The 25,247-nt window shown below is 70.8% G+C and carries 23 protein-coding genes and 1 pseudogene; 13 read left to right on the top strand and 11 right to left on the bottom strand.

Translation table 11 applies throughout. The features are described 5' to 3' along the window. Window positions 1-35: 35 nt before the first annotated feature. Complete coding sequence (locus AB0C66_RS03950) at window positions 36-875, bottom strand: lysozyme (protein WP_362432437.1); 840 nt, start codon at window positions 873-875, stop codon at window positions 36-38. Between the two features lie 223 nt (window positions 876-1,098). Between AB0C66_RS03950 and AB0C66_RS03955 the strand changes: the two genes are divergently transcribed. Continuing rightward, the gene (locus AB0C66_RS03955) at window positions 1,099-1,611 is read left to right on the top strand and encodes a MarR family transcriptional regulator (protein ID WP_362432440.1); all 513 of its coding nucleotides are present in this window, start codon (window positions 1,099-1,101) and stop codon (window positions 1,609-1,611) included. Window positions 1,612-1,709: 98 nt separating this feature from the next. Here AB0C66_RS03955 and AB0C66_RS03960 read toward each other — a convergent pair whose 3' ends face one another. Further along, the gene (locus tag AB0C66_RS03960; protein ID WP_362432442.1) at window positions 1,710-2,480 is read right to left on the bottom strand and encodes a hypothetical protein; all 771 of its coding nucleotides are present in this window, start codon (window positions 2,478-2,480) and stop codon (window positions 1,710-1,712) included. 379 nt (window positions 2,481-2,859) lie between these two features. Between AB0C66_RS03960 and AB0C66_RS03965 the strand changes: the two genes are divergently transcribed. The 5 genes from AB0C66_RS03965 (at window position 2,860) to AB0C66_RS03985 (ending at window position 8,546) form a co-directional block, all read left to right on the top strand. Beyond that, a complete protein-coding gene (locus AB0C66_RS03965; RefSeq protein ID WP_362432445.1) occupies window positions 2,860-5,679 on the top strand; it encodes a nitrate- and nitrite sensing domain-containing protein in 2,820 nt (939 codons plus the stop codon). After that, window positions 5,676-6,167 carry a roadblock/LC7 domain-containing protein gene (locus AB0C66_RS03970; RefSeq protein ID WP_362432448.1) on the top strand — a complete coding sequence of 164 codons (492 nt, stop codon included), beginning with the start codon at window positions 5,676-5,678 and terminating at the stop codon, window positions 6,165-6,167. Before AB0C66_RS03965 ends, AB0C66_RS03970 begins: the two co-directional genes overlap by 4 nt. Next, window positions 6,164-6,556 carry a DUF742 domain-containing protein gene (locus tag AB0C66_RS03975; RefSeq protein WP_362432451.1) on the top strand — a complete coding sequence of 131 codons (393 nt, stop codon included), beginning with the start codon at window positions 6,164-6,166 and terminating at the stop codon, window positions 6,554-6,556. The genes AB0C66_RS03970 and AB0C66_RS03975 overlap by 4 nt, the downstream gene beginning before the upstream one ends. 37 nt (window positions 6,557-6,593) lie before the next feature. After that, on the top strand, window positions 6,594-7,214 hold the full coding sequence (locus tag AB0C66_RS03980; protein ID WP_362432453.1) for an ATP/GTP-binding protein: 621 nt from the start codon (window positions 6,594-6,596) through the stop codon (window positions 7,212-7,214). A 78-nt stretch (window positions 7,215-7,292) separates the two neighbouring features. Continuing rightward, window positions 7,293-8,546: a styrene monooxygenase/indole monooxygenase family protein gene (locus tag AB0C66_RS03985; protein ID WP_362432455.1), complete on the top strand. Its 1,254-nt coding sequence runs from the start codon at window positions 7,293-7,295 to the stop codon at window positions 8,544-8,546. On the opposite strand, the gene AB0C66_RS03990 is transcribed toward AB0C66_RS03985, so the two are convergent. From AB0C66_RS03990 to AB0C66_RS04005, 4 genes are all read right to left on the bottom strand, one after another. Beyond that, window positions 8,527-9,729 carry an NlpC/P60 family protein gene (locus AB0C66_RS03990; RefSeq protein WP_362432457.1) on the bottom strand — a complete coding sequence of 401 codons (1,203 nt, stop codon included), beginning with the start codon at window positions 9,727-9,729 and terminating at the stop codon, window positions 8,527-8,529. The two genes, AB0C66_RS03985 and AB0C66_RS03990, sit on opposite strands and share 20 nt — an antisense overlap. Window positions 9,730-9,967: 238 nt before the next feature. Further along, window positions 9,968-10,234 (bottom strand): hypothetical protein, encoded by a 267-nt coding sequence (locus tag AB0C66_RS03995; RefSeq protein ID WP_362432459.1) that lies wholly within the window; start codon window positions 10,232-10,234, stop codon window positions 9,968-9,970. 78 nt (window positions 10,235-10,312) lie between these two features. Then, window positions 10,313-11,098 carry a TetR/AcrR family transcriptional regulator gene (locus tag AB0C66_RS04000; RefSeq protein ID WP_362432462.1) on the bottom strand — a complete coding sequence of 262 codons (786 nt, stop codon included), beginning with the start codon at window positions 11,096-11,098 and terminating at the stop codon, window positions 10,313-10,315. Between the two features lie 60 nt (window positions 11,099-11,158). After that, window positions 11,159-12,088 (bottom strand): diiron oxygenase, encoded by a 930-nt coding sequence (locus AB0C66_RS04005; RefSeq protein ID WP_362432464.1) that lies wholly within the window; start codon window positions 12,086-12,088, stop codon window positions 11,159-11,161. A gap of 192 nt (window positions 12,089-12,280) precedes the next feature. On the opposite strand from AB0C66_RS04005, the gene AB0C66_RS04010 reads away from it, so the two are divergent. From AB0C66_RS04010 to AB0C66_RS04025, 4 genes are all read left to right on the top strand, one after another. Next, window positions 12,281-13,390: a ferritin-like domain-containing protein gene (locus tag AB0C66_RS04010; protein ID WP_362432466.1), complete on the top strand. Its 1,110-nt coding sequence runs from the start codon at window positions 12,281-12,283 to the stop codon at window positions 13,388-13,390. A gap of 209 nt (window positions 13,391-13,599) precedes the next feature. Continuing rightward, entirely contained in the window at window positions 13,600-14,145 is a 546-nt protein-coding gene (locus tag AB0C66_RS04015) for a GNAT family N-acetyltransferase (RefSeq protein ID WP_362432468.1), read from the top strand. A gap of 149 nt (window positions 14,146-14,294) precedes the next feature. Beyond that, on the top strand, window positions 14,295-15,545 hold the full coding sequence (locus AB0C66_RS04020) for an MFS transporter (protein WP_362432470.1): 1,251 nt from the start codon (window positions 14,295-14,297) through the stop codon (window positions 15,543-15,545). 315 nt (window positions 15,546-15,860) lie between these two features. After that, window positions 15,861-16,103: a hypothetical protein gene (locus tag AB0C66_RS04025; protein ID WP_362432473.1), complete on the top strand. Its 243-nt coding sequence runs from the start codon at window positions 15,861-15,863 to the stop codon at window positions 16,101-16,103. Between the two features lie 73 nt (window positions 16,104-16,176). On the opposite strand, the gene AB0C66_RS04030 is transcribed toward AB0C66_RS04025, so the two are convergent. Then, window positions 16,177-18,585: an MFS transporter gene (locus AB0C66_RS04030; RefSeq protein WP_362432475.1), complete on the bottom strand. Its 2,409-nt coding sequence runs from the start codon at window positions 18,583-18,585 to the stop codon at window positions 16,177-16,179. 121 nt (window positions 18,586-18,706) lie between these two features. On the opposite strand from AB0C66_RS04030, the gene AB0C66_RS04035 reads away from it, so the two are divergent. The 3 genes from AB0C66_RS04035 (at window position 18,707) to AB0C66_RS04045 (ending at window position 20,346) form a co-directional block, all read left to right on the top strand. Further along, a complete protein-coding gene (locus tag AB0C66_RS04035) occupies window positions 18,707-19,255 on the top strand; it encodes a MarR family transcriptional regulator (RefSeq protein WP_362432478.1) in 549 nt (182 codons plus the stop codon). Window positions 19,256-19,403: 148 nt separating this feature from the next. Then, on the top strand, window positions 19,404-19,799 hold the full coding sequence (locus AB0C66_RS04040; protein ID WP_362432481.1) for a DUF427 domain-containing protein: 396 nt from the start codon (window positions 19,404-19,406) through the stop codon (window positions 19,797-19,799). 82 nt (window positions 19,800-19,881) lie between these two features. Further along, window positions 19,882-20,346: a hypothetical protein gene (locus AB0C66_RS04045; protein ID WP_362432484.1), complete on the top strand. Its 465-nt coding sequence runs from the start codon at window positions 19,882-19,884 to the stop codon at window positions 20,344-20,346. Here AB0C66_RS04045 and AB0C66_RS04050 read toward each other — a convergent pair. The 4 genes and pseudogenes from AB0C66_RS04050 to AB0C66_RS04065 form a co-directional block, all read right to left on the bottom strand. Further along, window positions 20,343-20,981 (bottom strand): hypothetical protein, encoded by a 639-nt coding sequence (locus AB0C66_RS04050; RefSeq protein ID WP_362432486.1) that lies wholly within the window; start codon window positions 20,979-20,981, stop codon window positions 20,343-20,345. The genes AB0C66_RS04045 and AB0C66_RS04050 overlap by 4 nt on opposite strands. 13 nt (window positions 20,982-20,994) lie before the next feature. Continuing rightward, window positions 20,995-23,289: a DUF6571 family protein gene (locus tag AB0C66_RS04055; RefSeq protein ID WP_362432488.1), complete on the bottom strand. Its 2,295-nt coding sequence runs from the start codon at window positions 23,287-23,289 to the stop codon at window positions 20,995-20,997. A 17-nt stretch (window positions 23,290-23,306) separates the two neighbouring features. Further along, window positions 23,307-23,711 (bottom strand): hypothetical protein, encoded by a 405-nt coding sequence (locus AB0C66_RS04060; protein WP_362432491.1) that lies wholly within the window; start codon window positions 23,709-23,711, stop codon window positions 23,307-23,309. Between the two features lie 216 nt (window positions 23,712-23,927). Beyond that, window positions 23,928-25,175: pseudogene (locus AB0C66_RS04065) on the bottom strand (penicillin-binding transpeptidase domain-containing protein); the annotation flags it as partial. Window positions 25,176-25,247 lie beyond the last annotated feature (72 nt).

Below are 25,247 nucleotides of genomic sequence, written 5' to 3' on the forward strand. Positions count from 1 at the left end.
AGGGCGGGTGCGCCGGGGGTCGGGGGACCGCCGCGTCAGCCGTTCGCCAGGGCCTTGAGCCGGTCCATGGCGCCGTTGAACTTGTTGTGGTCACCGACGGTGGCGCCGGAGGAGGTGTACTGCCAGATGGTGTGGAAGCCCCACCCGGCCGGGAGTTCACCGACGGACGAGCCGTAGCGCGGGATCCACAGCGGGTTGACACCGCCGAAGGCGCTGGAGTTGCCGGTACAGGTCTTCCACCAGCTGGTGGAGGTGTAGATCACCGGGTCGCGGCCGGTACGGGCGCGGTAGGTGGTGGAGAAGTCCTTGATCCAGCTGACCATCGCACTGGCGCTCTTGCCGTAGCAGGTGGCGCCGTAGGGGTTGTACTCCATGTCCAGCGCGCCGGGCAGCGTCTTGCCGTCCTTGGACCAGCCGCCGCCGTGGTCGACGAAGTACTTGGCCTGGGCCGCGCCGCTGGAGTTGTTCGGCAGCGCGAAGTGGTACGACCCGCGGATCATGCCGGCGTCGTACGAGCCGGTGTACTGCTGGGTGAAGTACGGGTTGGTGTAGCTGGTGCCCTCGGTCGCCTTCACATAGGCGAACCGGACGCCGCTGCTCCAGAGCGTCGCCCAGGCGACATTGCCCTGGTGGCTGCTGACGTCCACACCTTCGACGGTGGCGAGCACACTCGGCGGTTCCTGGCCGGTGGTGGCCCCGCCCTCATGCTTCAGTATCTGCGAGCCCGCCCAGTCGTCCTCGGGGTGGGGGATGTCCTCCGAGCCCTGCGCGGACGCCGGGGCGGAGAGTGCGAAGGTCGTGGTCACGAGGGCGGCGAGAATGCCGGTCAGCGCGGTGAGGGTGCGTCGGGCCGGACCAGGTCTGTGCACGGGCATGGCGAGCCTCCGAAGCCTCGGTGGGGGGGAGCGGGGGGTGGTTGGAATGGCCATGTCAGAAATGACGCTACGGGCGTAGATAAGGGCGGGGAAGAGGGAGGGGGTGGTGCCGTTGGTCTAATCCTGCGAAATACTGACGGAGCTGCGGCAACAACCGCGCCTGACAGAAACTTTCACCATGTGAAAATCCGGAGAGGGCTCTGACGTGCATAACAACGGGCCGATGCCCCCCGAGCGGGGTGAGGGCGGCACCCTGGGTGGAATTGGTGTGGACCACGCATTCCTGGCTCTGGAGCGGGAATTGGCGGTCTTCCTCCGCCGGGCCCGCGCCGTGTCCGGGGAATTGGCCCGTGAGGTCCACCCCGACCTGGAATCCGCCGCGTACGGGCTGCTGATGCGGCTCGAGGACGCGGGGCCGCAGCGCGCCACCGACCTCGCGGCCTACATCGGCGTCGGCAAGGCGACGATGAGCCGTCAGCTGCGTGCCCTGGAGGGGCTCGGTCTGGTGACCCGCGCCCCCGACCCGGCGGACGGCCGGGCGTTCCTGGTGGAGCTGACGGACGAGGGCCGGACCCGCTTCAGCGCCGTCCGGGTCGCCCGCCGCGCGCGGTACGCCCGTCGCCTCGCCGCGTGGGAGCGCAGCGAGGTCGCCGAACTCGCCCGCCTGCTGCACCGGTTGAACAGTGAGCAGGAGGCCGACGACGCCGGGCACGCGGCCCGTGGGGGCCAGGAGTAGGGCACTCACATACGTCAGCATCTTCGAGCCGCGCGGATCCGGCGACGCGGACGTGGCAACGGCATGACCCCCTGCGCCATCGGGGGACCCGGCGCCGCTCAGAGCTCGGCGTAGATCACCGCGGCGTCGTCATGGGCCTTGCCGCGCCGGAAGGCGGTCCGGTCCGGATCGGCGTGCTCCGCCGCCCGCACCCGGTCGATCAGCGCCTGCGGGCCCTCCTTGCGCAGCAGTGCGAGGCAGGCGGTCCAGTCGCCCTCGCCGAACACCTCCACCCAGCGCGTCGCCCCGTCGGTGAGTGCCGCCAGCGCCCGTACCCCGGTGCGCGGCAGCTCGCCGGTGACCGCCCTGGCGCTGACGGCGGGGTCGGCGGCGGCCGTGAAGAAGCCGCCCTCGGCATTGCGCAGCCCGGCGAGCCGGTGGCCCGCCGCGCGCAGCCGGTCGATGCGGTCGTCGAGCACCGGGGTCACCGCGCCGTCCGTCCCCTCGACGAGCAACGCGGAGTCGGAGAGCACCAGATGTTCGACCCGCTCCCCGTCCCAGCGGGCGGCCACCACCGTGGCCTGAGGGGTGAGCGGGTGATAAAGGTCACAGGTTGAACTATGTGCTGCCGCGGTACGCGCGATGGCCTCGGCGAGGCATGCGGCCAGGCTCATATCCCTTCGCGAACCGGACAGTTCGAGCAGTGCGCCGCCCAGCCGCGCGGTGAACCAGGGCACCCCGTGGACGCAGCCGTCGTCGCCCTCGGGTGGGGTCACCCCGTCGAGTACCACCAGGGAGCCGCCGAGCCCCGAGGCGGGGAGGGCCACGGAGGCCCAGTCCTCGTTGGGGCGCTGGTGATCACCGGGGGCCGTCGCGAGTTCGATGCGCATGCCGTCAGTCTGCCGGACCCCTTTCGAACACCGCCTCCTCGGGGTGAAGAGAAAGACAATGGTTCGTACCAAGCACGTGTTTGTCGGATTGGGGCAGGAATGCGAATGTCTGGGAAGGTGGGGGTGGGCATCTTCCCAGGGCGGTCATCTCTTTTCCAATCCCCCGTAACGCGGCCGGAGGGTATGGCCCCTACGCAAAGTTGGTGGTCAACTACGCCATACGGTTCACTCGTTCAGGTGGCCGGGTGGGTGATGTGCGCCCGCCCCCGAGCCGTCCTGAAAGGGTCGGAATCCCTACCAGGGGTGGGGAAACACAATTGTTGATCCGTCGTCACCTCTGGAAGCACAGCGGTCGGGCGATAAAAGATTGTGAGCACCGGTGCGGAAGAAGCGGCTTCGGGGCACCACGCGCGAATCGGGCGGCGAGCCACGCCTTCAGGACCTCCAGATCGGCACAGCACGGCGGTGTACCGCCCGTGTCCGCAACCGCCTGGCCGCGTCCATCGCCCTCGTCGCCGTCGCGGTCCTCGGCGCGGGCGCACCGGCCGTCCTCTTAGCCCTCGACGACACCACCGACACCCAGCGGCTGGTCGGCCTCGCGCGCACCAACCGTGACGCGGTGGCCCTGGCCCACTCCCTCGCCGACGAGCGCGACGCCATGACCGCCTATGTCGCGGGCGGGCGCACCACCGCCTCCGGCGGCGGGGTCTCCGAGAGCCAGCGCGCCCGGGTGGACCGGCAGGTCAGGGAGGTGCGCCCGGAGGTTCCCGGCTCCGTCCGGCGGCTGCTCGACCACCTTCCCGGGCTGCGCCAGCAGGCCCTGACCGGCCATGGCTCGGCCCATGACGTCTTCACCGCGTACAGCGCCGCCGTCCAGGCGCTGCACACGGTCTCCGCCGACCTCGCCCGCGAGCTCCCCGGCGCGGGCACCGGCTCCGCCGCCGCACTGGCACCGCTGGGCCGCGCCACCGAGCAGGCGTCGGCCACCCGCGGTCTGCTGTCGGCCGCGCTCACCGGGGGCGGCGCCCAGCCCACCCTGACCTCCGACGCCCAGCGGGCCCGGGTGCGCGAGCAGTCCGCGCTCGCCGACTTCCGCCAGCTCGCCCAGGCCCCCGCGCGCGAGCGGTACGACCGCACGGTCAACGGCCCCGAGGTCACCACCGCCGAGCGCTACACCACCCGTCTCACCGACCAGGGCAGGCTGTCCGGCGACGACCTCACCGTCGACGAGGAACGGTTCGAAGCCGCCCTGAGCGCCCGCCTCACCAGGATGCGCGGTGTCGAATCCGCCCTGGCCTCGGCCGAGATCACCGCGGTCACACGGCTGCGCCACGACCAGGTCACCACCCTGGAGACGCGGTTCGCCCTGGTCGGCGGCGCCCTGCTGCTGGCCCTCGGCATCAGCGTCCGGACCGCCCGCACGATGACCCGGCCGCTGGCCGCCCTGCGGCTCGGCGCCCGCCGGGTCGCCGCCGACCCGACGGCCGAGGAGCCGGTCGGCCACCCCGGCCGCGACGACGAGTTCGCCGACGCCGTCCGCGCCGTCAACGAGCTGCACGCCAAGGCGGTCCGCGCCCAGGAGCGCGCCGCCGGGCTCGGCACCGAGCGCACCCGGCTGGTCGGGGAGCGGCAGCGGCTGGCCGACGAACGGGACGCGCTGCGCCATGAGCGGGACGCGATCGCCGCCCGGCTGGACGGGCTGCGGTCCCGGGTGCACAGCAGCTTCGTCAGCCTCGCCCTGCGCACCCTCGGGCTGATCGAGCGGCAGCTCGCTGTGATCGAGGGCATGGAGGAGCAGGAGCAGGACCCCGACCGGCTCCAGACCCTCTTCCAGCTGGACCACCTGGCCACCGGGGTGCGCCGCTACAGCGAGAACCTCCTGGTCATCGCGGGCTCGGAGAACACCTCCGGCCATCCGGGCCCGGTCCCGCTGCTGGATGTGCTGCGCGCCTCGATCAGCGAGGTCGAGCGGTACGACCGGGTGCAGATCCAGTCGCTGCCGCCACACGCCCAGGTCGCCGGGTACGCGGCCGACAGCGTCAGCCACCTCGTCGCCGAACTCCTGGAGAACGCCAGCTCGTTCTCCCCGCCCGACGCCCGGGTGCAGGTCTCCGGCTGGCTGCTGGAGAGCGGCGAGGTCATGCTCTCCATCCAGGACGAGGGCATCGGGATGACGCCCGAGCGCATGGTGGAGCTGAACGAGCGGCTGGCCGATCCGGTGCCGGACTACTGCCAGGGTCCGCAGCCCGAGGACCCGTTGGGCCTCGGCCTGTATGTGGTGACCCGGCTCGCCGCGCGCCACGGCGTCCGGGTGCAGCTGCGGGAGCAGCGGCCGGGCGGGGTGGCGGCCGTCGTCGTCCTGCCCACGAAGATCCTCCCGGCCGGTCCGCCGGGCGCCGGGCTGCCGCCCGCCCCGCCTGCCGGTGCGGGTGCCGTCCACAGTGACGTGGGGTTGCCCGCCTTCCCGGGCTCGGAGGCCGAGGCCAACTCCAACGCCCTGCCGTCCCAGGCGCGTTCGGTGCCCGAACCGGACGGGGCTCCCGGGGCCCCTGCGGCCAAGGAGCCGGAGCCTCAGCGGTCCGACATCCCCGCGCCCTCGGCCGTACCCGGTGCGAAGTGGAGCCCGGACCCCGACCCGGAGGGCGTGCCGTACGTGAGGGAGCCGACGCCGCCGCGCGGCCACCCGGCCCCCGGAACCGCCGGGGAACTGCCCGCGCTGCCCCGGCGCACTCCCGCCGCCGCGGACGCCGGCGGATCCGCCGCACCGGACCGCTCCGAGCGGACGCTGGAGTTCACCGCGCGCCATGAGGACGCCGAGGAGCCCGCGGGCGGCCATGGAGTCCGTCCGGTGGGCGCGGACGCCTGGGGCCCGGCGGGCGCGGATCCGTACGCCATCGGGCCCGACGAGCACACCCGGGCCGCCGAACACCCCCGCACGGGCAAGGGACTTCCCAAGCGCACCCCGAAGGGCGTGGAGCGCCGTGAGTCCGGGGTGCGGGAGCGGACCGGCGCGGTCGACGCGGAGGAGCTGCGGCGCAGGCTCGGTGGCTTCCAGCGCGGCGCGCTGGAGGGCCGCCGGGACGCCGAGGCCGAGATCGCGGCGCGCGGCCCGGGCCGGGAGCGCGGTCCGCGGAGCGGCCGCACAGAACGTACGGGGGCGCATGACGAGGGTGACACGGTTGAGGAGGCACGCAGGTGAATGCGCCCAGTAGTACCTACGGGTTGAGTTCCGAGGCCCGTAATCTGCACTGGTTGCTGGCGAACCTCGTGGAGGAGGTGCCGGGCGTCCGATCGGTCGCGGTGGTCTCCTCGGACGGGCTGATGCTGCTCTCCTCCGACGCCCGGCATATCGCCGCCGCGGGCTCCGTCGATCCCACGAGGCAGGACGGGCCCAAGGGGTCCAGCGCCGACCTCGCCACGATCGTCTCCGGGCTCGGCAGCCTCACGCTCGGCGCGGCGAAGCTGATGGACGGTGGCGGCGTCAAGCAGACGATGGTGGCGATGGACGGGGGCAGTCTGTTCGTCATGACGATCAGCGATGGCTCGCTGCTGGGGGTGCACGCCACTCCCGACTGCGATATGACCGTCGTCGCCTACCATATGGCGCTGTTCGTGGGCCGGGCCGGACATGTGCTCACCCCCGAGCTCCGCAGTGAACTACGCAGGTCCCTGGAGTCGGCTCAGTGACGGCCGGGTCCGGCCGGTCCGCCCGTCAACCCGGCCGCGTACGTCCGTACTCACTGACCGGCGGGCGGACCCGCTCGGGCCATGTGCTGCTGGTGGAGACGTTCGTGGCGTCGCTGGAGCCACCGGGCGGACGGTTCGACCCGGCCCCCTCCGGCGGGCCGGGGGCCCGGATGCTGCCGGAGATCCGGGCGATCATCGAACTCTGCCGCCGGATGCGCTCGGTCGCGGAGGTCTCCGCGATGCTCAAGATCCCGCTCGGGGTGGTGCGTGTCCTGCTCAGCGACTTGGCCGACCAGGGAAAGATCCGCGTCTACGGCACCGGGCGGGGCCCGGGACAGCCGGATCGCGCATTGCTCGAAAGGGTGCTCAGTGGACTCCGCAGGCTCTGACACGATTCCGACCACGACGGTGGTGCCCCCGCCGCGCGTGTCCGGCATACCCGGCGCCGGGATACCCGGCGCCGAAGAGGTGCTCCAGAGCTGGCAGACGGACCGTTCGCGGGCGCCGATCGCGACCAAGGTCGTGATAGCGGGCGGTTTCGGAGTGGGGAAGACCACCTTCGTCGGCGCGGTCTCGGAGATCACCCCGCTCCAGACCGAGGCGTTGATGACCCGGGCCGGTGAGGACATCGACGATATCGCCGCGACCCCGGACAAGCTGACCACCACGGTGGCGATGGACTTCGGGCGGATCACGCTCGAGAACGACCTGGTGCTGTATCTCTTCGGTACCCCGGGCCAGCACCGCTTCTGGTTCATGTGGGACGACCTGATGCGCGGTGCGATCGGCGCGGTGGTGATGGCCGACACCCGGCGGCTGGAGGACAGCTTCCCGGCGCTGGACTACTTCGAGAGCCTCGGACTGCCCTATGTGGTGGCGGTCAATCACTTCGACGGGGCACCGCTGTACCGGCCGGAGGATGTGCGGGACGCGCTCTCCGTGGCCGAGGGGGTTCCCGTGGTGCTCATGGACGCCCGTCGGCGGATCACGGTGGTGGACGCGCTGCTGGGCCTGGTGCGGCACGCCGTTGACGTTTCACCCGAGTGACGTACCCTCGGCTCCGCTCGCGGAATGGAATGTTCCATTCCTCTTCTTGAACCGAGCTCGAGGGAGAGTCGACAGGTCATGCGGAAGATACTCATCGTCGGAGCCGGGCAGTCGGGGCTTCAACTCGCCCTCGGTCTCCAGGCGGAGGGGTACGAGATCACCCTGATGTCCCACCGGACGGCAGATGAGATCCGCGCCGGGCGGGTGATGTCCACCCAGTGCATGTTCCACACCGCGCTCCAGCACGAGCGCGATCTGCGGCTCAACTTCTGGGAGGAACAGGCACCGCGGATCGAGGGGCTGGGCGTGTCCGTCGCCGGACCGCCCACCCCCGCGGGCCACACCCGCGCGGTGGACTGGCTCGGCCGGCTGGACGGCCACGCCCAGTCCGTCGACCAGCGGCTCAAGATGGCGGGCTGGCTGGAGCTGTTCGCGCGGCGCGGCGGCCAGGTGGTCATCCATGGTGCCTCCGTCTCCGACCTCGATGTCTTCGCGAACACCTATGACCTGGTGCTGGTGGCCACGGGCAAGGGCGAACTGGTCTCGCTCTTCGGCCGGGACGCCGCCCGCTCCCCGTACGCCGCCCCGCAGCGTGCGCTCGCCGTCGCCTATGTGCACGGCCTCGGCCCCCGCCCGGAACATCCGGAGCTGGACGCGGTGCGCTGCAATCTGGTGCCGGGCGTCGGCGAGCTGTTCGTCATGCCCACCCTCACCCGCTCCGGCCGTGCCGACATCCTCTTCTGGGAGGGCGTCCCGGGCGGTCCGGCCGATGTCTTCCAGGGCGTCACCGACCCCTCCGAGCACCTGGCCAGGACCCTGGAGCTGATGGAGCGGTTCACCCCCTGGGAGTACGGGCGGGCCACCAAGGTCGAGCTGACCGACGCGGGCGCCACTCTGGCCGGGCGGTACACCCCGACGGTGCGCCACCCGATCGGCGAGCTGCCCGGCGGCGGACGGGTGCTCGGCGTCGCCGACGTCGTGGTCAGCAACGACCCCATCACCGGCCAGGGCGCCAACTCCGCCGCCAAATGCGCCGCGGGCTATCTGGAGAGCATCGTCGAGCGCGGCGACCGGCCGTTCGACGCCGACTGGATGCACCGGACCTTCGACCGCTACTGGGCGACCGCGCGGCACGTCACCAAGTGGACCAACGCGATGCTGGCCCCGCCGCCGGAGCACATCGTGGGGCTCCTCGGCGCGGCCGGTGAGCTGTCCCCGGTCGCCCGGCGGATCGCCAACGGATTCGACGACCCCGCCGACTTCGAGCACTTCTTCTACGAGCCGGAGTGGACCGCGGCCTATCTCGACGAGGTCAGCGTTTCGTCCTGCTGACCGGCCCCGGACGCACCGCGCCCTGCACCGGGTTGGTGGCGAGCGGGGAGAGCTTCACCACCTGACCGGGCCGTGGCGCCTGCACCACCTGGCCGTTGCCCGCGTAGATCGCCACATGGCTGGCGCCCTTGTTGTAGATCACCAGATCCCCGGGGCGCAACTGCTGGAGGGAGATCCGGGGGAGCCGTCGCCACTGCTCCTGGCTGGTGCGCGGAATGGTCCGCCCCGCATGGGCCCACGCCTGTGAGGTCAGCCCGGAGCAGTCGAAGGAGTTGGGCCCCTCGGCGCCCCACACATACGGCTTGCCGAGCTGGTCCATGGCGTAGGAGAGGGCCCGCTGCCCGGCCCCGGCGGACGCCATGGGCAGGCGGGACCCTCCGGTGGGCTGCGGTGTCCGGCCGCCGCCGGTCGCCGGGCTCTCTTGGCCGGTCTCCTGACCGGGGTCCGGCTGGTCGGCGGCGGGCGGGCCCGCGGCGCCCGCGGGGTCGTCCCCGCCGGTGCCGAGGGCGCCCGAGGAGACCAGCTCCCGCTGGGCCTTCTCGGTCTGCCGCCGCTCGCGCTCGGCCACCTCGGCGATCTGTTGTGCGGTCAGCGACGCGAGTTTCTTCTCGATACCGGTGAGCCGCTTCTCCACCTTATCGCGCTGCTTCTTCCGCTTCGACGTCAGCGACAGCTGCTTGTCCAGGGCGCCGCGCGCGCGGGTGGCGAGGCTGTCGGCATGCCGCTCACCCTTGGACAGACGTTCGACCACGGCGGCTTCCCGGCCCGCCGCCCGGGTGAGCTCACGCGCCCGGTCGGCGGCGTCGTCCGGGCGGGCGCTGAGCAGGGTGAGCAGAAAGCTGTACGAGGAGAGCTGGCTATGGCCCTGGTACTGCTCACGGGCCAGCCGCCCCGCGTCGGCCTGGCTGTCGGCCAGCCGGGTGCGGGTGCGGGCGAGGTCGGCGGCCAGCTTCTTGGTCTTCGTACGCTGCTTGCGCAGCTTCTCCTCGGTCGCGTTGTACGCCTCGGTCGCCTCCTCGGCCTTCCGGTACATCGACTTGAGCTGCGTCAGCAGCTCGGCGACGGACGCGTCGGCGGGACGGGCCGGGGCGGCGTGTGCCGTGACTCCCGCGACGGGGGGTACGAGTGCGACGGCTGCGGTGATCGCCGCCGCACAGACCGAGCCCACGATTCGTCCTGACACGTGCTCACCTCCGGCTGCTGAAGCGTCTGTCCTCTTCCAGATCAGCAGGATCGTGGCATGTTGGTCGTATCTTCTGGAGAATTGTGAGCGAGTCGGGTCAACACGGTCACCCGTCCGGTGGTCGGACCGCCGCCGAACGGGCCCGGTCGGGTGGACACCCCGCCGGGGCGCTTTCGCCGCGGTATCGGCCCGGCTCCATGACATCAGCCGGGCTCCGCATCGGCCCGGCTCCGTGACATCAGCCCGGCTTGGACCACGGCCACTTCAGCCCGCCGCGCGCCCTGCCCTCGGGGTCGTACTCGTACCGCCAGCCCCGGATCACACCCAGCCGCTTGGACATCCCCACCGGGACGCGGCGGTAGACATGGACCGTGGGCTCCCCGCCCGCCTCGTCCTCCACCGGGATCTCATAGGTCTTCGGCGGCTGTCCGGTGGCGCCGACCAGCACCTTCAGCACCCGGCCGTCCAGCGGCCCGCCCACGAAGGGCATCTCCTCGCTTCTCACCGGACCAGTCTCACAGCAGTCCCGCGACGCCGCTCACAGCAGTCCCGCCGCGCTGCCCACCGCGCGCAGCGGCGGCGCTCACAGCAGATGCGCCGCCTCACCGACCACCGGCAGCATCCTCCGCACCAGCACCCCGACCGGCCCCTGCGCGGGCTCCATCGCGAGCGCGGCCCGGGTCACCGCCGCCGCCTGCGGATCGCAGGCCGCGGTCGAGCACAGCAGCGAGACGAAGTGGTCCACCAGCCAGTCGCGCAACTCCTCGACCGGCAGCTCCTTGCGCTCGTCCAGCCAGACCAGCGAGGCCGCCTCGACCGCCGTGATCCAGGTGCGCACCATCATCCGCAGCCGCGGACTGGGCTCCTTGACCGCCAGATGCAGCAGGATCTGTTCGGCGCCCGCCCGCCGCACCTCGTCCACGATCGCGTTGGTCTGCGAGGTCTCGGCCACGCTGCCGCTCTGGAGCAGCGCGCTGAAACCCGCGTCATGCCCGTCCACGAAGGCGAGATAACGGTCCAGCACCCGGCGCAGCCGGGCGCTGAGCGGACCGCTGCGCGGCTCCTCGAAGCACCGCTCCAGCTCATCGGCCGCGCTGCGCAGCGCGGCCTCGTACAACTGCTGCTTACCGCCCGGGAAGTAGCGGTAGACCAGCGGACGGGAGGCGCCCGCGGTCGAGGCGACATCGTCCAGCGACACGTCCTCGGGCGCGCGGTGGGCGAAGAGATCCAGGGCGGCCGCGATGAGTTCGGCCCGCCGCGCCTCGACGCTGAGCCTGCGGTAGGTCCCGCGGCGCGCGGCGGCGGGACGGTCCCCCGCCGGGGGTGCTGCCTCCGGGGGTGCCGGGGCGGTGCCGCTGCCTGTCGTCATGTCTGGCAGCGTAACCGCCCCGGTCCGGGGCGCCAGGGTGCGGGGTCCGCGCATCACGGCCTACGGCAGCAGTCCCGAGCTCTGCCACATCCGGCGGCCCGCGCCCCGCAGCACCCCAATGTCGTCGAGGAAGTCGGTGAGCCGCTTGGCGCCGGTCTGCATCACCTCGCGCCGGTGGCCGCTCGCCCGCACCTGGGCCACCGCCTCCCGCCGGTCCAGCCCCACGTCCGTGTAGACCCGCGGGTTGATGAACGCCCGGGAGAAGATGCGGGCGAACTCGCCCGCGCTGATCCGGGTCAGCTCCTGCTCCCAGCGCGGGGCGGTCACCATCTGGCGGCGCAGCTCCTCCCGCGCGTAGCGCACATGGCGGGCCTCCTCCACCACATGGATCCGGGTGACCCCGCGCACCAGCGGCTGCACCCGGTCGTCCGGGAAGGTCAGCCGCTGCATCCAGTCCAGGACTTCCTCGCCGAGCAGAGTGGCGGTGAAGGAACCGGGCGTGGTGGAGACCGTCTTGAAGAACCGGGCCAGGTTGTGGTGGAACCGGGAGACCGGATAGGCGCCGATGCCGCCCTTGTTGATGAGGCGCGCGAACATCATCGAGTGGCGGCACTCATCCGCGATCTCGGTGAGCGCGTAACGCACATGGGCGCTGGTGGCGGGCTTGTCATAGATGTGCCGGACCAGCAGCTGCATCAGGATGACCTCGAACCAGATGCCCAGCGAGAGAAGCGCGGCCCCCTCGTGCTTGGACAGCAGGACGCGCTGCTCCTCCGACATCCGCCGCCACATCGGGGTGTCGTAGAGGGACACCAGCTCCGGCGGCCAGTACCACTTGTCCGGCTCGAACGGAGCGTCCCAGTCGAGCTCCTTGTCCGGGTCGAAGGAGTGCTTGGCGGAGGATTCGAGCAGCCGCTGCGCCACCCGCTCCCGATCCTTGATCAGCCCGAGCGCGTCCCGGAGCGCGGGCGGTTCGGTCATGGTCGTCATCGCTGAGGGCACCTCGCTGATGGCTCGGACAGGGCGCCGGCTCATCTGGTGACCGGCGAACTCCTCTTATGAGACTGCGTGTCAGCAAGCGCGTCAATCCCTTGTGGAGGTGTTGTTGACCGTTCGGTAAGCGCGTGTGAGCCTGCCGAGAACGCATCCGTTCACGGGGGAGCGAGGTGAAGGAGGGCGTCGGTGGCGACGCATGAGCTCTACGCGATGGATCCCGGGGACCCGATGTGGAAGGTGCCGGCCACTGGTGCGGCCCGCTTCAGCTGGGAGTACGACGACCATCGTGCCCGGCTCCTCTCCCTCTACCAGAAGGGCAAGGACAAGCAGTGGGACGCCACCAAGCGGATCGACTGGGAGCTGGAGGTGGACCCCTACGATCCGCTGGGCACCCCCGACGAGGCCCTCGCCCTCCACGGCACCCGGTACTGGGACCGGATGTCCGAGAAGGAGCGCGGGGAGTTGCGGCGCCATGTCGCCGCCTGGCAGTTCAGCCAGTTCCTCCACGGTGAACAGGGCGCGATGGTGTGCGCCGCGCGGATCGTCGAATCGGCGCCCGACCTCGACGCCAAGTTCTACTCCGCCACCCAGACCATGGACGAGGCCCGCCACGCCGAGCTGTACGGGCGCTTCCTCCACGAGAAGATCGGGATGCTCTACCCGATCAACGACAACCTCCAGGCCCTGCTGGGCGATACCCTCCGCGACTCCCGGTGGGACATGGCCTACCTGGGCATGCAGGTGCTCATCGAGGGCCTGGCGCTCGCCGCGTTCGGCGTCATCCGCGACACCACCGACAAGCCGCTGCCCCGCCAGCTCCTGGCCTATGTGATGCAGGACGAGGCCCGCCACGTCGCCTTCGGCCGGATGGCGCTGCGCGACTACTACCGCCAGCTCACCGACGCGGAGCTGCGCGAGCGCGAGGAGTTCGTCATCGAGGGCTGCTATCTGATGCGCGACCGGCTGCGCGGGGTCGAGGTGCTGGAGAACCTCGGCATCCCCAAGGCCGAGGCCGAGGAGTTCAGCGAGCGCTCGCCCTACCTCCACATCTTCCGCAAACTGCTGTTCAGCCGGATCGTGCCGTGTGTGAAGGACATCGGGCTGTGGGGTGAGCGGCTCCAGCGGGCCTACGTCGACATGGGCGTGCTGGAGCTGGGCGACAGCAATCTGGACCTGCTGATGAACCAGGACGAGGAACTCGCCGAGCGCCTGGACGCGGACCGCTTCGCCGAGGAGGAGGCGGCCCGCACCGGCGAGGTCGCCGAAGCCATCGCCCAGGGCGCGGAGGGCGACTGAGCGCGCCCGCGTGGCGGGGACGTGACACCGTCAACACGCGCCTGTGACACGCCCCTTGTTACCTTCGTGATCAGTGCCACCGGGAATACCGAGGTCATTGGGGTGATCTCGGTCCGGTGGTATCTGTAGTGCAACAGAACGGCCAAAGGGTGCCCTCCACGGCGGTGGGGGGCACCTCTTTGTGGAACCGGCCGGAGGATGATGGTGGTGTGCGGATTCGAACGAGCACCATCGAGGATCTTCCCGTCCTCCAGGAGATCGAGCGTGCGGCGGGTTTGTGCTTCCGGGACGTCGGCATGGACGAAGTCGCCGACGACGAACCGCTGAGCCTGGCCGAGCTGGGCCGCTACCAGCGGGCGGGCCGGGCCTGGGTCGCGGTGGACGACACCGACCGGGCGAGGGCCTATCTGATCACCGATCCCGTCGACGGCAATGTGCATATCGAGCAGCTCTCGGTCCACCCCGACGCCGCCGGGCACGGGGTCGGCCGCGCCCTGATCGACCACATCGCGGCGCGCGCCGCCGCCGAGGGCGTACCGGCGCTGACCCTGACCACCTTCGTGGACGTGGCCTGGAACGCGCCGTACTACGCGGCGCGGTGCGGCTTCCGGACGCTGACGGAGGACGAACTCACCCCGGGCCTGCGGGAGATCCGCCGCAGCGAGGCCGAACACGGTCTGGACCGGTGGCCACGGGTCTGTATGCGGAGGGAAGTGAGCCCGGACACGGTGGCGCCCACCCGGTCCCCCGGCTGACCCGGGCCCGTCGCCGGACCGGCCCGAAGACCGGCCGAAGACCGGCCGAAGACCGGCCGAAGACCGGCCCGAGGGCCGACTCCGGCAGCCCACCGGCATCGATGAAAGTTGTCGTTGTTCCCCGGCGGGAACGGCAGTTCGCTTGAGCCATGTCCGATACCACGGAACTCACCCCTCCGGCAGGCACATCCGGGTCAGGTCCGCATCCGCATGGCTGCTCGCCGCTCAGATCCTGGCTCGCCGTCGTCGCCGTGGCGTTCGGCACCTTCTCCGTCGTCACCACCGAGATGCTGCCGGTCGGCCTGCTCACCTCCATCGGCTCCGCGCTGAACGTCTCGGACGGTACGGCCGGGATGGCGATGACGGTCCCCGGGATCGTCGCGGCGGTCGCCGCCCCGCTGCTCACCGTCGGCGCGGCCGGGCTCGACCGGCGGCTGGTGCTGACCGGCCTGATGGGGCTGCTGGCCGCCGCCGATCTGCTCTCCGCGCTCGCCCCCGGCTTCCCGGTGCTGCTGGCGGCCCGGGTCCTGGTGGGGGTGGGCATCGGCGGGGTGTGGCCGATCGCCGCCGGGCTGGCCGTACGGCTGGTGGGGGAGAAGTCCGCGGGCCACGCCACCGCGCTCGTGTTCAGCGGGATCGCGGTGGCCTCGGTACTGGGCGTACCGGCCGGAACGCTCATCGGCGACCTGAGCGACTGGCGGGCCGCGTTCGCGGTGATGGCCGGGCTGTCGCTCGCCGTCGCCGCCGCCCTGGCGGTCACCCTGCCGCGGCTGCCCCCGACCGAGGCTGTCCGGCTGCGGGAGGTGCCGGGGCTGTTCCGCAACACCCGGCTGCGGGTCGGTCTGGTCACCACGTTGCTGCTGGTCACCGGCCATTTCTGCGCGTACACCTATGTCCGCCCGGTGCTCGAGGACGTCTCGGGGGTGCGCCCGGCTCTAATCAGCGGCCTGCTGCTGGCGTACGGGGTGGCGGGCATCGCCGGGAACTTCCTCGCGGGCGCCACCGCCGACCGCGATCCGCGCCGCACCCTCGTGGTGATCTTCATCCCGCTGGCCGCGGCCGAGCTGCTGGTCCCCGTCACCGGCGGCTCACCGCCGGGCGCGGCCGCCCTGCTGGTGCTGTGGGGACTGGCGTACGGCGGGGTCTCGGTGACCTCGCAGACCTGGGTGCTGCACGCGGCACCGGACGCGCGCGAGGCGGCCTCGGCGCTGTTCGTCGGGGTCTTCAACGTGGCGATAGCGCTGGGCGCACTGCTCGGCGGCCGGGTGGCGGACGGCACCGGGCCGACGGGTGCGATGTGGTGCGGCGGTGCGCTGGCGGTACTGGCCCTGCTGAACGTGGCGCTCTTCGGCGGACGCGGGGGCGCCGCCGCGCCGGGGGCGCGCGCGTCCGGGCGGTGAGGCGGCGAGGCCCGGGTCGTGGGTCACCGGCCGGGCCCACCCTCGTGGAAGCCGGGGCCCGGCCCGACGGGTGACGCTCTCCCCGCCGCGACGGGGGCCGGGCGCCGCCGCGCCGGGGGCGTGCGCGTCCGGGTCCGGGCCCGCGCGTCCCGGACGGGACCGCGTCCGGGTCCGCCCGCGCGGGGGAGCCGGGGGAGGCACGTTCCCCGCCGCGCCCACCACCCTGGTACGTGAACGGCGAAACGCTCCAGCCATGTGGACGGGGCGCGCAGGTGAGACCCTGAAACCAGGGGACTCGTCTTCGGGAGTGGTCCGATGGCAGTGAGCATGCACGTGGTCTGGAGCAAGACCGAGCCGGGGCGCGTCATCTATGAGACGCACTCGATCGAAACGATCACCGACGGCGAGGGCGTACACGCGACGGTCGACAGCCACACGTACGAGATCTCCCTCCGTAGCCGCGCGCAGGCGGAGTCCATCGCGGACGAGGAGGGGTACGAGCTGTTCCGCAAGGGCGAGGCATGGGAGAGCCTGCCCGAGGAGGAAGAAGCGGAATGAGCACACGGCGCGGGGCCCGGGGGCCGCCGCACCGTGAGCTCATCAGTGTGTCCGGGGGCGCCGAGGGGGACGCTCAGCTGCCGTGGGTCAGCAGGAAGTCGACGGCCCGTGCCTCCGCGGGCTGGGGACCACCGACCGTGACCGGCTGGGTCGCCGGTGCGTAACCGCCCGCCACCACCGTGTAGTGCTCGCCGGTGAGCCCCTCGAAGCCGAAGGTCCCGTCCTCGCCGGTGATGAACTGCCCGACGACGTCCCCCGAGGAATCCAGCAGCGAGACCCGGGCGTCCTCCAGCGGCCGCCCGCCCCGTCCGCGTACGGTGCCGCGCACCCGGGCGGCGGGCCGCAGCTCCGCGTCCACGCGCACCGGCTCGCCACCGGTCAGCTCCACCTGGGTGGCGTGCGGACGGTGTCCGTCGGCGGCCAGGGTCACGGTGTACGCGCCGGGGGCCAGCTCCGGCACCGCGAACTCGCCCTTCTCGTCGGTCGTCGCCGCACCCGCCACCGCGCCGTCGGGGCCGGTCGCGGTCACGGTCGCCCCGGCCAGCGGCTCGCCGCCGACGGTCCGCAGCGAACCGGCGAGCCCGGTGCCGCCGCCGGTCAGCCGCAGATCGCAGACGACCGGCTGGTCCGCTACCAGGAGCGTGGCGGCCTGCGGGCGGTGGCCGGGAGCCGAGGCGATGAGGACGACGTTCCCGGCGTGGGGGACGGTGACGCGGTAGTGGCCGTCGTCACCGCTGGCCGTCCGTCCGAGCTGCTGACCGCCGGTGTCGATGAGGGTGACGGCGGCGTCGGCGAGCGGTACGTCGGCGGGACCGAGCACACGGCCGTGGACGAGACGACCGCTGACGACCTCGTCGGCGACGGCGTGGTCGTCGACGAGGCTCTCCTCGGCGACGGCCTCGTCAGCGACGGCCTCGGGCGCGACGACCTCGTCGGCGGCGGGCCCGTCGGCGACGGTCTCGGGCGCGACCGGCCGAGGACTGACCTCGACCCCCGCCCCTGCCTCGGAGGTGGCGGCCGGGTTCCCGGTCGCCAGCGCGGTCCGGCGCCGCGCGGGCAGGAAGAGGGCGATCAGCAGACCGCCGACCGCGGCGGCGCAGGCCACGGCGAACGAGGCCCTGAACCCGTCCGTGTTCGGCAGCGGAACCCCGCCGAAGCTGGTGGTCTGGTGCGCCAGGATCACACCCACCACCGCGCTGGAGGTGGACATGCCGATGGACCGCATCAGGGTGTTGAGCCCGTTGGCCGCGCCCGTCTCACCGGCCGGAACCGCGCTGATGATCAGGGTCGGCATGGCCGAGTAGGCGATCCCGACACCGACGCCGAGCGCGACGGACAGCACCACGATCTGCCAGACGTGGTCCATCATCACGGTGCCCGCACCGTACGTGGCGGCGATCACCACGAGCCCCAGCATCAGCGACACCTTGGGGCCGCGTGCGGCGTTGATCCGCGCGGACAGCGGGGAGACGGCCATCATCGCCACGCCCATCGGCGCCACGTAGAGCCCGGCCATGACCATCGACTGGCCGAGGCCGTACCCGGTGGCCGAGGGCAGTTGCAGCAGTTGGGGGAGGATCAGCGACATCGCGTAGAAGGAGAAGCCGACCATGATCGAGGCGAGGTTGGTCAGCAGCACCTGACGGCGTGCGGTGGTGCGCAGATCGACCAGCGGGTTCGCGGTGCGCAGTTCGAAGAGACCCCACAGCAGCAGGATCACGGCGGAGGCCCCGAACAGTCCGAGGGTGGTGCCGCTGCCCCAGCCCCAGTCGGCGCCCTTGGTGATCGGCAGCAGCAGGCAGAGCAGCCCCGCCGACAGACCGATCGCACCGATGAAGTCGAAGCGGCTGGGGGTGCGGACACTGGACTCGGGGACCACGATCAGCACCAGCGCGATCGCGACCGCGCCTATCCCCGCGGCCCCGTAGAACAGCGCGTGCCAGTCGGTGTGCTGGGCGACGAACGCGGCGGCCGGAAGCCCGAGCGCACCGCCGATCCCCAGAGAGGAGCTCATCAGGGCCATCGCGGAGCCCAGCTTCTGCGGCGGCAGTTCGTCCCGCATGATGCTGATGCCGAGCGGAATGGCGCCCATCGCCCCGCCCTGGATGGCCCGTCCGACCACCATGACCACCAGGTCGGAGGTGACGGCGCAGGTCAGCGAGCCGATGACCAGCAGTGCCAGGGCGACCATCAGGATCCGGCGCTTGCCGAACATATCGCCGAGCCGACCCATGACCGGGGTGGCCACGGCGCCCGCCAGCAGGGTGGAGGTGATCACCCAGGACGCGTTCGAGCTGGTGGTGTTGAGCAGTTGGGGCAGGTCGGTCACCAGCGGGACGACCAGCGTCTGCATCACCGAGACGGCGATACCGCAGAACGCGAGGACGGCCACGAAGCCGCCGCCGACCTCGCGCGGAAGCGACGAGCCCGGCGACGCGGCGCTCTGAGGCTCCTCGACACGGGTGGGGGCTGACTGGGGCATGCGGGTGCCCGCCTCCAAACAAGTTCACGGGACAACGAATGATGTGCATCCTACACACGATGTGTACGATGCACATTGCCAAGGGGATCAAGGAGATCTACGGGGGCGGTGAGGAGGAATCGTGCTGGAGCGGCTGGAACGCGAGCTGATGCTGGTCGCCCGGTGCCATGTGCTGGCACCCCGGGAACGCAAGACACCAGGGGCCGACGGGACCGGCCACACCGGCGGCACCGGCGGCACCGGCGGCACGGCGGGCCGCTGCGGTCAGGATCGCCTGGACCACCCGGACCGCCTCGACCGCTCCGCGTATCTGCTCCTCTCCCGGCTGGACGCGGCGGGCGCGATGTCCATCGGCCAGCTCGCCGACGCGTTCCAGCTGGACGTCTCGACCGTCAACCGCCAGACCGGAACCCTGGTCCGCGGCGGTCTCCTGGAGCGCATCCCGGATCCGGACGGCGGCCTCGCCCGCAAACTGCGCGCCACCACCCTGGGCGCCACCCGCTTCGCCGCCGAACGGGACCGCCGCCGCTCCGCACTGGCCGGGCTCCTCGAGGGCTGGACCCCGGAGGAGGTGGACCGCTTCGAGGAGATGCTGACCCGCTTCAACCGCGAGGTGGAGACCCACGAGGGCCACGCCTGGCCCCGCGAGGGCGACACGGCGGGTGTGTAGACAGGTGTGAGGGCCCCGGAATGGGTGCACCCGGCCATACGTTCACGTGAGCAGGGAACACAGCATGGAACCCCGCACGGAGCACCGTGCGTAACCCGGCACGGAACACGGCACGAAACCACCCGAGGAGTCCGAGGAGGACGCGGTCATGTCGACCCACGCACCCCACCCCACGACCGGCAGCGGAAGCGGCGGCCACCGCGTGGACGTGGTCCGCGGCTCGCAGCGGGTCAAGGTCACGATCGACGGCCAGGTCGTCGCCGAGTCCAGCCGCCCGCTGCTCGTCCATGAGACGGGCCTGCCGGTGCGCTACTACCTGCCGCCGGAGGATGTGGACCTCACCCTCTTCGAGCCGACCGACACCACGACCACCTGCCCCTTCAAGGGCGAGGCGGCGTACTGGACGTTCATCGGCGCGGAGAGCGGGGGCGCACTGCGGCCGGATGTGGTCTGGGCGTATCCGCGGCCGATCGACGCGGTGGCGGAGATCAAGAACCATCTGTCGTTCTACGACACGGTGGCCGAGGTCACCGTCGAGGAGTGACGACCGGGGGTGACGACGGCCCCCGGCCGTTGTCACCCCAACAGGGGCCTTCCGCGGGCCCGGCGGCGGGAACGGCTGTCGGGTGCACTCCCACGCGTACTCGTGGCTGGGTGAGAAGGAGCTCTTCGACCGGGAAGCGCGCCGCCGTCTGCCGGACCGCCCCCGGCCGCCCGCCACCACGGAGGACGAGGAGCACTACCGCTCGCTCCTCGACACCTTCCGCCGCTCCGAGCTTCCCCCGATGGAAACGGCCCACTGGCTGCTCAAGTCGCCCTCGGCGATCCGCGCGACCTTCGACGAACCGAAGGACGCGGCGGCCTGGCTGGGCCGTGAACTCACCGAACACGCGGTCGGCTTCCTCTCCCAACAGGAAGCCGACACCGCCCGCCTGGCCCGTCTGGTGACCACGGCGGCGGAGCGACTGGCCCACGGCGGGGACATCTCCTTCGGCTTCTACCTGGGCCGTACGTCCTTCCTCTCCCTGGCCCTGGTCACCTGCTCCCCCAACCCCACCGCCCCAACCCTGCGCTGCCCACAGCGCGGCTAGCCCTCCCAGTGGATAGCCACGGGCCCGTCGGGCAACCGGCCGGCACCGGGACATCGGTACCAGTCCTCGGCGAGGTCGTGGATCACCTGCGCGGTGAATGTGGAGAGGTCTTTGAGCCCCTTGGTGGACTTGTTGAGCTGACCGCCCGAGGTGATGGCCTTACGGACGATCGAGGCGCTGGTCTCGATGGTGATGCCACGTGTGTTCTCCTTCAACGAGGAGGTGCACGGCAGGTAGACCGAGAACTCACCTTCGCGTGTGAGGTATCCGGTTGCTTCCCCGAGCGTGGCCTTATGGGTCTCGCCTGGGAAGTGCTTACGTGGATACCTCCCTGATCCGTAGAGATAGACGACGATGACATCTTCGCCCCCGGCCTCAAGCCGACAACTGCCACCGAGGCTCTTGATGGTGAACCCAGTCTCTCGCTCCTCGAATTCCTCTCCACGGCTGGGCAGAAGAGGCGTAACCCCGTGACCGGAGATGCGATCCTCGCAGACTCTCTCAGGTACATCGATGGCGTTTTCCGGACGTGAACTCGCCATCATCCACCATGCGCCTGTCCCTGCGACGAGTAGTGCCAAGGCGGCGGCAAGTAATATTCCGCGGCCTTTCAGTGCGCTGAATTGCATCCGCATGCAGGCTGTTTCCTTAGTCGGCTTCGGCTGATTCGGCGGACTGAGTAGCTTGATAGACCGCGTCGGCTGCATGTTCGACGGTATTGCTGTCCGAGTCGAGGCCAGCGTCATTCGCGGCGCTGTAGAACGCTCGCTTCGTCGCCTGCGCGGCCCGCTCGCGCTCGTTTTCCAGGTACTTGTCCCGGTCCTCCTCGATCTGCTGAGCTGCCGCTTCCGGGTCCTTGAGTAGATGTTCGAGAGCCCCTTCGCGGAGGTCCTCGGTCGCCCAGCCGAGGGCATCGCCAGCGATCGGGACGTAGCTCGTGCCAAGGTCGATGAAGCGACCGACCCACTTGTCCCCATCGGTCAGCCGCTCGTTGTATTCCTCGATCTTCTTCACGCTGTCGTCTGCCGCTGAGATGGCATCAGCCCTTCCATCAGCTGTGACGCCCGCAATCCTCCCTCCGGGCTGGGATGCCGTCCTGGCAACCTGTTCAAGGGTCTCGTCGTCTCCGCGTTGCGCGATTGCTTCGCGAAGCCCTTCGGTCGTCACGGCTTGCTGGGAATGCGTGATGGAGGAATACGCCTCAGGGTCCGCTGCGACCGCTCTCAGGAAGGAATCCAACGTTTCCTTGCTCCGGATTCCTCCGAAGTCAGGACGCGCACCGGTATCTTTGTAATAACCGCTCTCATCCCCACCCGCATACACCCGCTGAATGTCATGCATGTACTCCGCCGACATATGTCCCAGACTCCCCGCGATCGGCTCGAGCCCACCCTCCCCCTTGAAGAGATCGGGGTTCGCCGCCACCTTCTTCGCCACCGTGCTGAACACGTCGGCCTGGTCCAGGGTGTGATCCTTCGCGGGGCCCGCGCTGTCGTACGGCCGCCCGGACGTGGCGGACTCCAGCGCATGGCCGAGGGCCTCCTTGCCGTAGTCCGCACCCTTGGCTTCCCCGCCGAAGATGTCCGTCCCCGAATCCGCTATCTGCCAACGGTGGTTCTTGCCTTCCTTGTCGCCGAGGAAGTAGTCCAGATTGCGCAGCTTCTCGAGCCCGTCGCCCTTCTCCCCGCCCGTGGAACCCTGGAAGAACTGCGTCGACGCCTCCGGGCTGTGCCCGAGACCTTCGAGGAGCCCGGGAATCGGGTCCCAGCCGGACCCGCCCTTCTTGTCGAAGTTGAGGCGGTACTCCGACTCCCCTCCCGGCCTGTCGGCCCACACCCACTCGTTGGGGTTCTTCCGGTCGAAGGCCACCATGTCCTGCGCGACGGGGACGAGGAATTCCTTGTCGTACTTCCCGTGGCGCAGCAGGGTGGAGAGGACCTGATAGCCGCTGGCGTTCGCCCTGCCCCATGGATCGGACGGCAGGGGGCGCGCTCCCACCTTCTTCAGTTCGGTCACCCACGCCTTCCCGAGGTAGTCCTTGTCCTCGCGGAACGCGGTGTGGGGGTTGTCCTTTCCGCCCGGCCGGTGCGTCGCCGTGGCCAGCGTCTCGCCCATGCTGACCTGGATGCTGTGGGCCAGCTCGAGCCGTGCCTTGCTGCATCCCACCGGGGCGCCGAGCGCGACGTACTGCTGGAAGCGCAAGGCGTCCCTGGGTCCCAGCGATCGGTAGAAGTCCACAGCGAACTCACGGTCCTTGCTGTTCCCCGCGAGAAGCTGCTTGAGCTCTGCCAGCTTGGTCCCGGTGAGCTGCTGGTCCCACGCCTCCCCGGGTTTGAGGGCCAGCCGGGCGAGGCTGACGGCCCGTTCGGCCTGTGCGTCATCGAGCGAGTCGTATGTCCCATGGCCGAAGTTGTGGCTGTCGCCGCCGTGGATCTTCTTCAGGGCGCGGGTCACGGAGTTGTCGATCTCTTCCGCCCGCGCGATGAGCCCGTTGATCCGGCTCTCCAGGGCCTCCCGCTCACCGGCCTGTTTCGGCGTCTCCTGGTTGGTGTCCCCTCGCTGTCCCAGCACCACGCACGACACCGTGCCGTTTTTCAACCCGGATACTCTGATGTGCGACTTCTTGGCATCGACATCCACGGCCTTCTTCAGGTCCGCCTGGATCTCCGTCAAATCCGCGTGCGCGTCCCGGAGCATGCTCCAGATGGCCTTCGCCTCGGTGTGCGCGTCCCGGAACTCCTTTCCGGTCTTGCGGACGAACGGCCGGGTGACGTCGGCGGTCAGCCCCGCCCAGCGCGCCGCTTCGGACTGCTTGACCATGCCGTCCTTGGCATCCTTGGCCAGCGTGTCCAGTTGGTCCACCATCTCCTTCCAGTCGTCGGCCGCCGCACCGAGACTCTTGAGGGAGACGTGATAAAGGTCGTCAAACGTCAAACCGGCCATGGTCGTCCGCCGCCCCTCTACCGGTAGTAGCGGGAGATCTCGGATACCGACATGGCGCTTCCATTCCGATGCGTCATGGAAGCGCCGATTTCTGTATCCGTATGGGCCTGCGACTTCTTCGTGTAGTCGAGACCGTTGGAGATATGGGCGCACGCCTGGAGCAGCGTCTTCAACTGGTCGTTCCACATCGTGGCCGTGGTGGTGAGGGCGTCCCCCATGCTGAAGTGATGCGCGCCCAGCGCGCTCGCGGCCCTGGCCGTCGCCCCTTCGTCCTTCGCCCCACGGGTCATATCGCCCGCCTTCTTCAGGCGGGCGTGGAGTAAGAACGCCTCATGGCCGACCCGCCCCAGATCGTCCTGGTGCACCACCAGATCGCCCGAATCCCCGCCCGGCGAGCCTTTGCCCGCACTGTTGATCCGCATGCGGGACGCCGCCTCGGCGCGTAACCCACTCCACTCCCCATCGAATGACACGTTCTCTCCCCAAAGTGCGTCATGAGCATGAAGTGACGCACAGCTTATGGGAGTTGACGCCCTGTACGGGTGCGCGAAGGTCGGCGTGTCACCGAAAAGCGCTACGCACGAAAGCGGTACGTACGCGTGACGCGTGCTCCGCACCGGTGCCGGAGCGCCCACCGGTCAGCCGATCGCGGTCTGCATGATCCGCTTGGCGATCCCCGCCGCGAGGCCGTCGTCCCCGCCCCGGGCGTCCTCCACGACCACGGCGACCGCGACCCGCTTTCCGCCGCCACCGCCGTCACTCGCGTACGACGTGAACCAACGGGTCTGCCCCTCGCCCGTACCGCCGCCCGCCGTGGCGGGCTGGCCGCCGAGGTCGGCGCCGCTGATGCGCGCCGGGCGGCCCGCGCCGCGGGCGATGACGTCCGCCATGGCCGAGCGCAGCGCGCCCGCCGTCTTCGCGCTCACCACCCGGGTGGTGGCGGGGGCCGAACCGCTGCGCAGGGTCCTGCCCCCGGCGTCCGTCACCCGCGCGACCATATGCGGCGCGACCAGCTTGCCGTCGTTCTCCAGCGCCGCGGACACCCTCGCCAACTGGAGCGGGGTCGCCGTCACATCGGACTGGCCGAGGCCGGAGAGCGCGGTGTGGGCCCGGTCCGCGGCGCCGGGGAATTGGCTCTCGGCAGCCCGGACCGGCGTCATCTGCTCCTCGGAGTTGAAGCCGAACCTCTCCGCCGTCCTCCGCAGCTTCTCCTGCCCGAGGTCGGCGGCCACCTTCGCGAAGACGGTGTTGCAGGACTCGCGCAGCGCGACGCGCAGGCTGACGTTCTCGCAGTGCGCCGCGCCCTCGTTCCGTACGACCGTGGCGGTGCCGGGGAGGGCGTACGGTTCGGGGCTCTCCGTGGCCTCGTCGATCGAGCCGTACAGGCCGTTCTCCAGCGCCGCCGCCGTCACCACCAGCTCGAACGTCGCGCCCGGCGGATAGGTCTGCCGCAGCGCGCGGTTGAGCAGCGGCTTGTCCTCGTCGCTGTTGGCCTTCCGCCATGCCTTCTGGTCGTCGGTGGCGTTCCCGGCGAAGGACGACGGGTCGTACGACGGCGTGCTCACCATCGCGAGGATCTCCCCGGTCGACGGATCGATGGCCACGGCCGCGCCCTTGGCGTCGCCCAAGGCCTCGTACGCCGCCTTCTGCACCGCCGGATCCACGGTTGTGACGACGTTGCCGGGAGCCTTCAGCCCCTTCTCCGTGCCATTGAGAATGTCGCTGTACACGCCCTCGAGCCCGGTGGCGCCGAAGGCCTGGGACGCGTAGCCGGTCACCGGGTAATAGAGCGCGCCGTCGCTGTACGTGCGCTGGTACGGGAAGCGGCTGTTGGCGGAGTGCCGCGAACCGGTCACCGGTTTGCCGGCCACGATGATGTCACCGAGGCCGCCCTTGCCACCGCCGCTCCCGGCGGAGCCGTCCTTGGCGGCGCTGCCGTTGTCCGTACCGCCGTCGTC

The organism is Streptomyces sp. NPDC048636, assembly GCF_040650655.1.
Classification (GTDB): Bacteria; Actinomycetota; Actinomycetes; order Streptomycetales; family Streptomycetaceae; genus Streptomyces.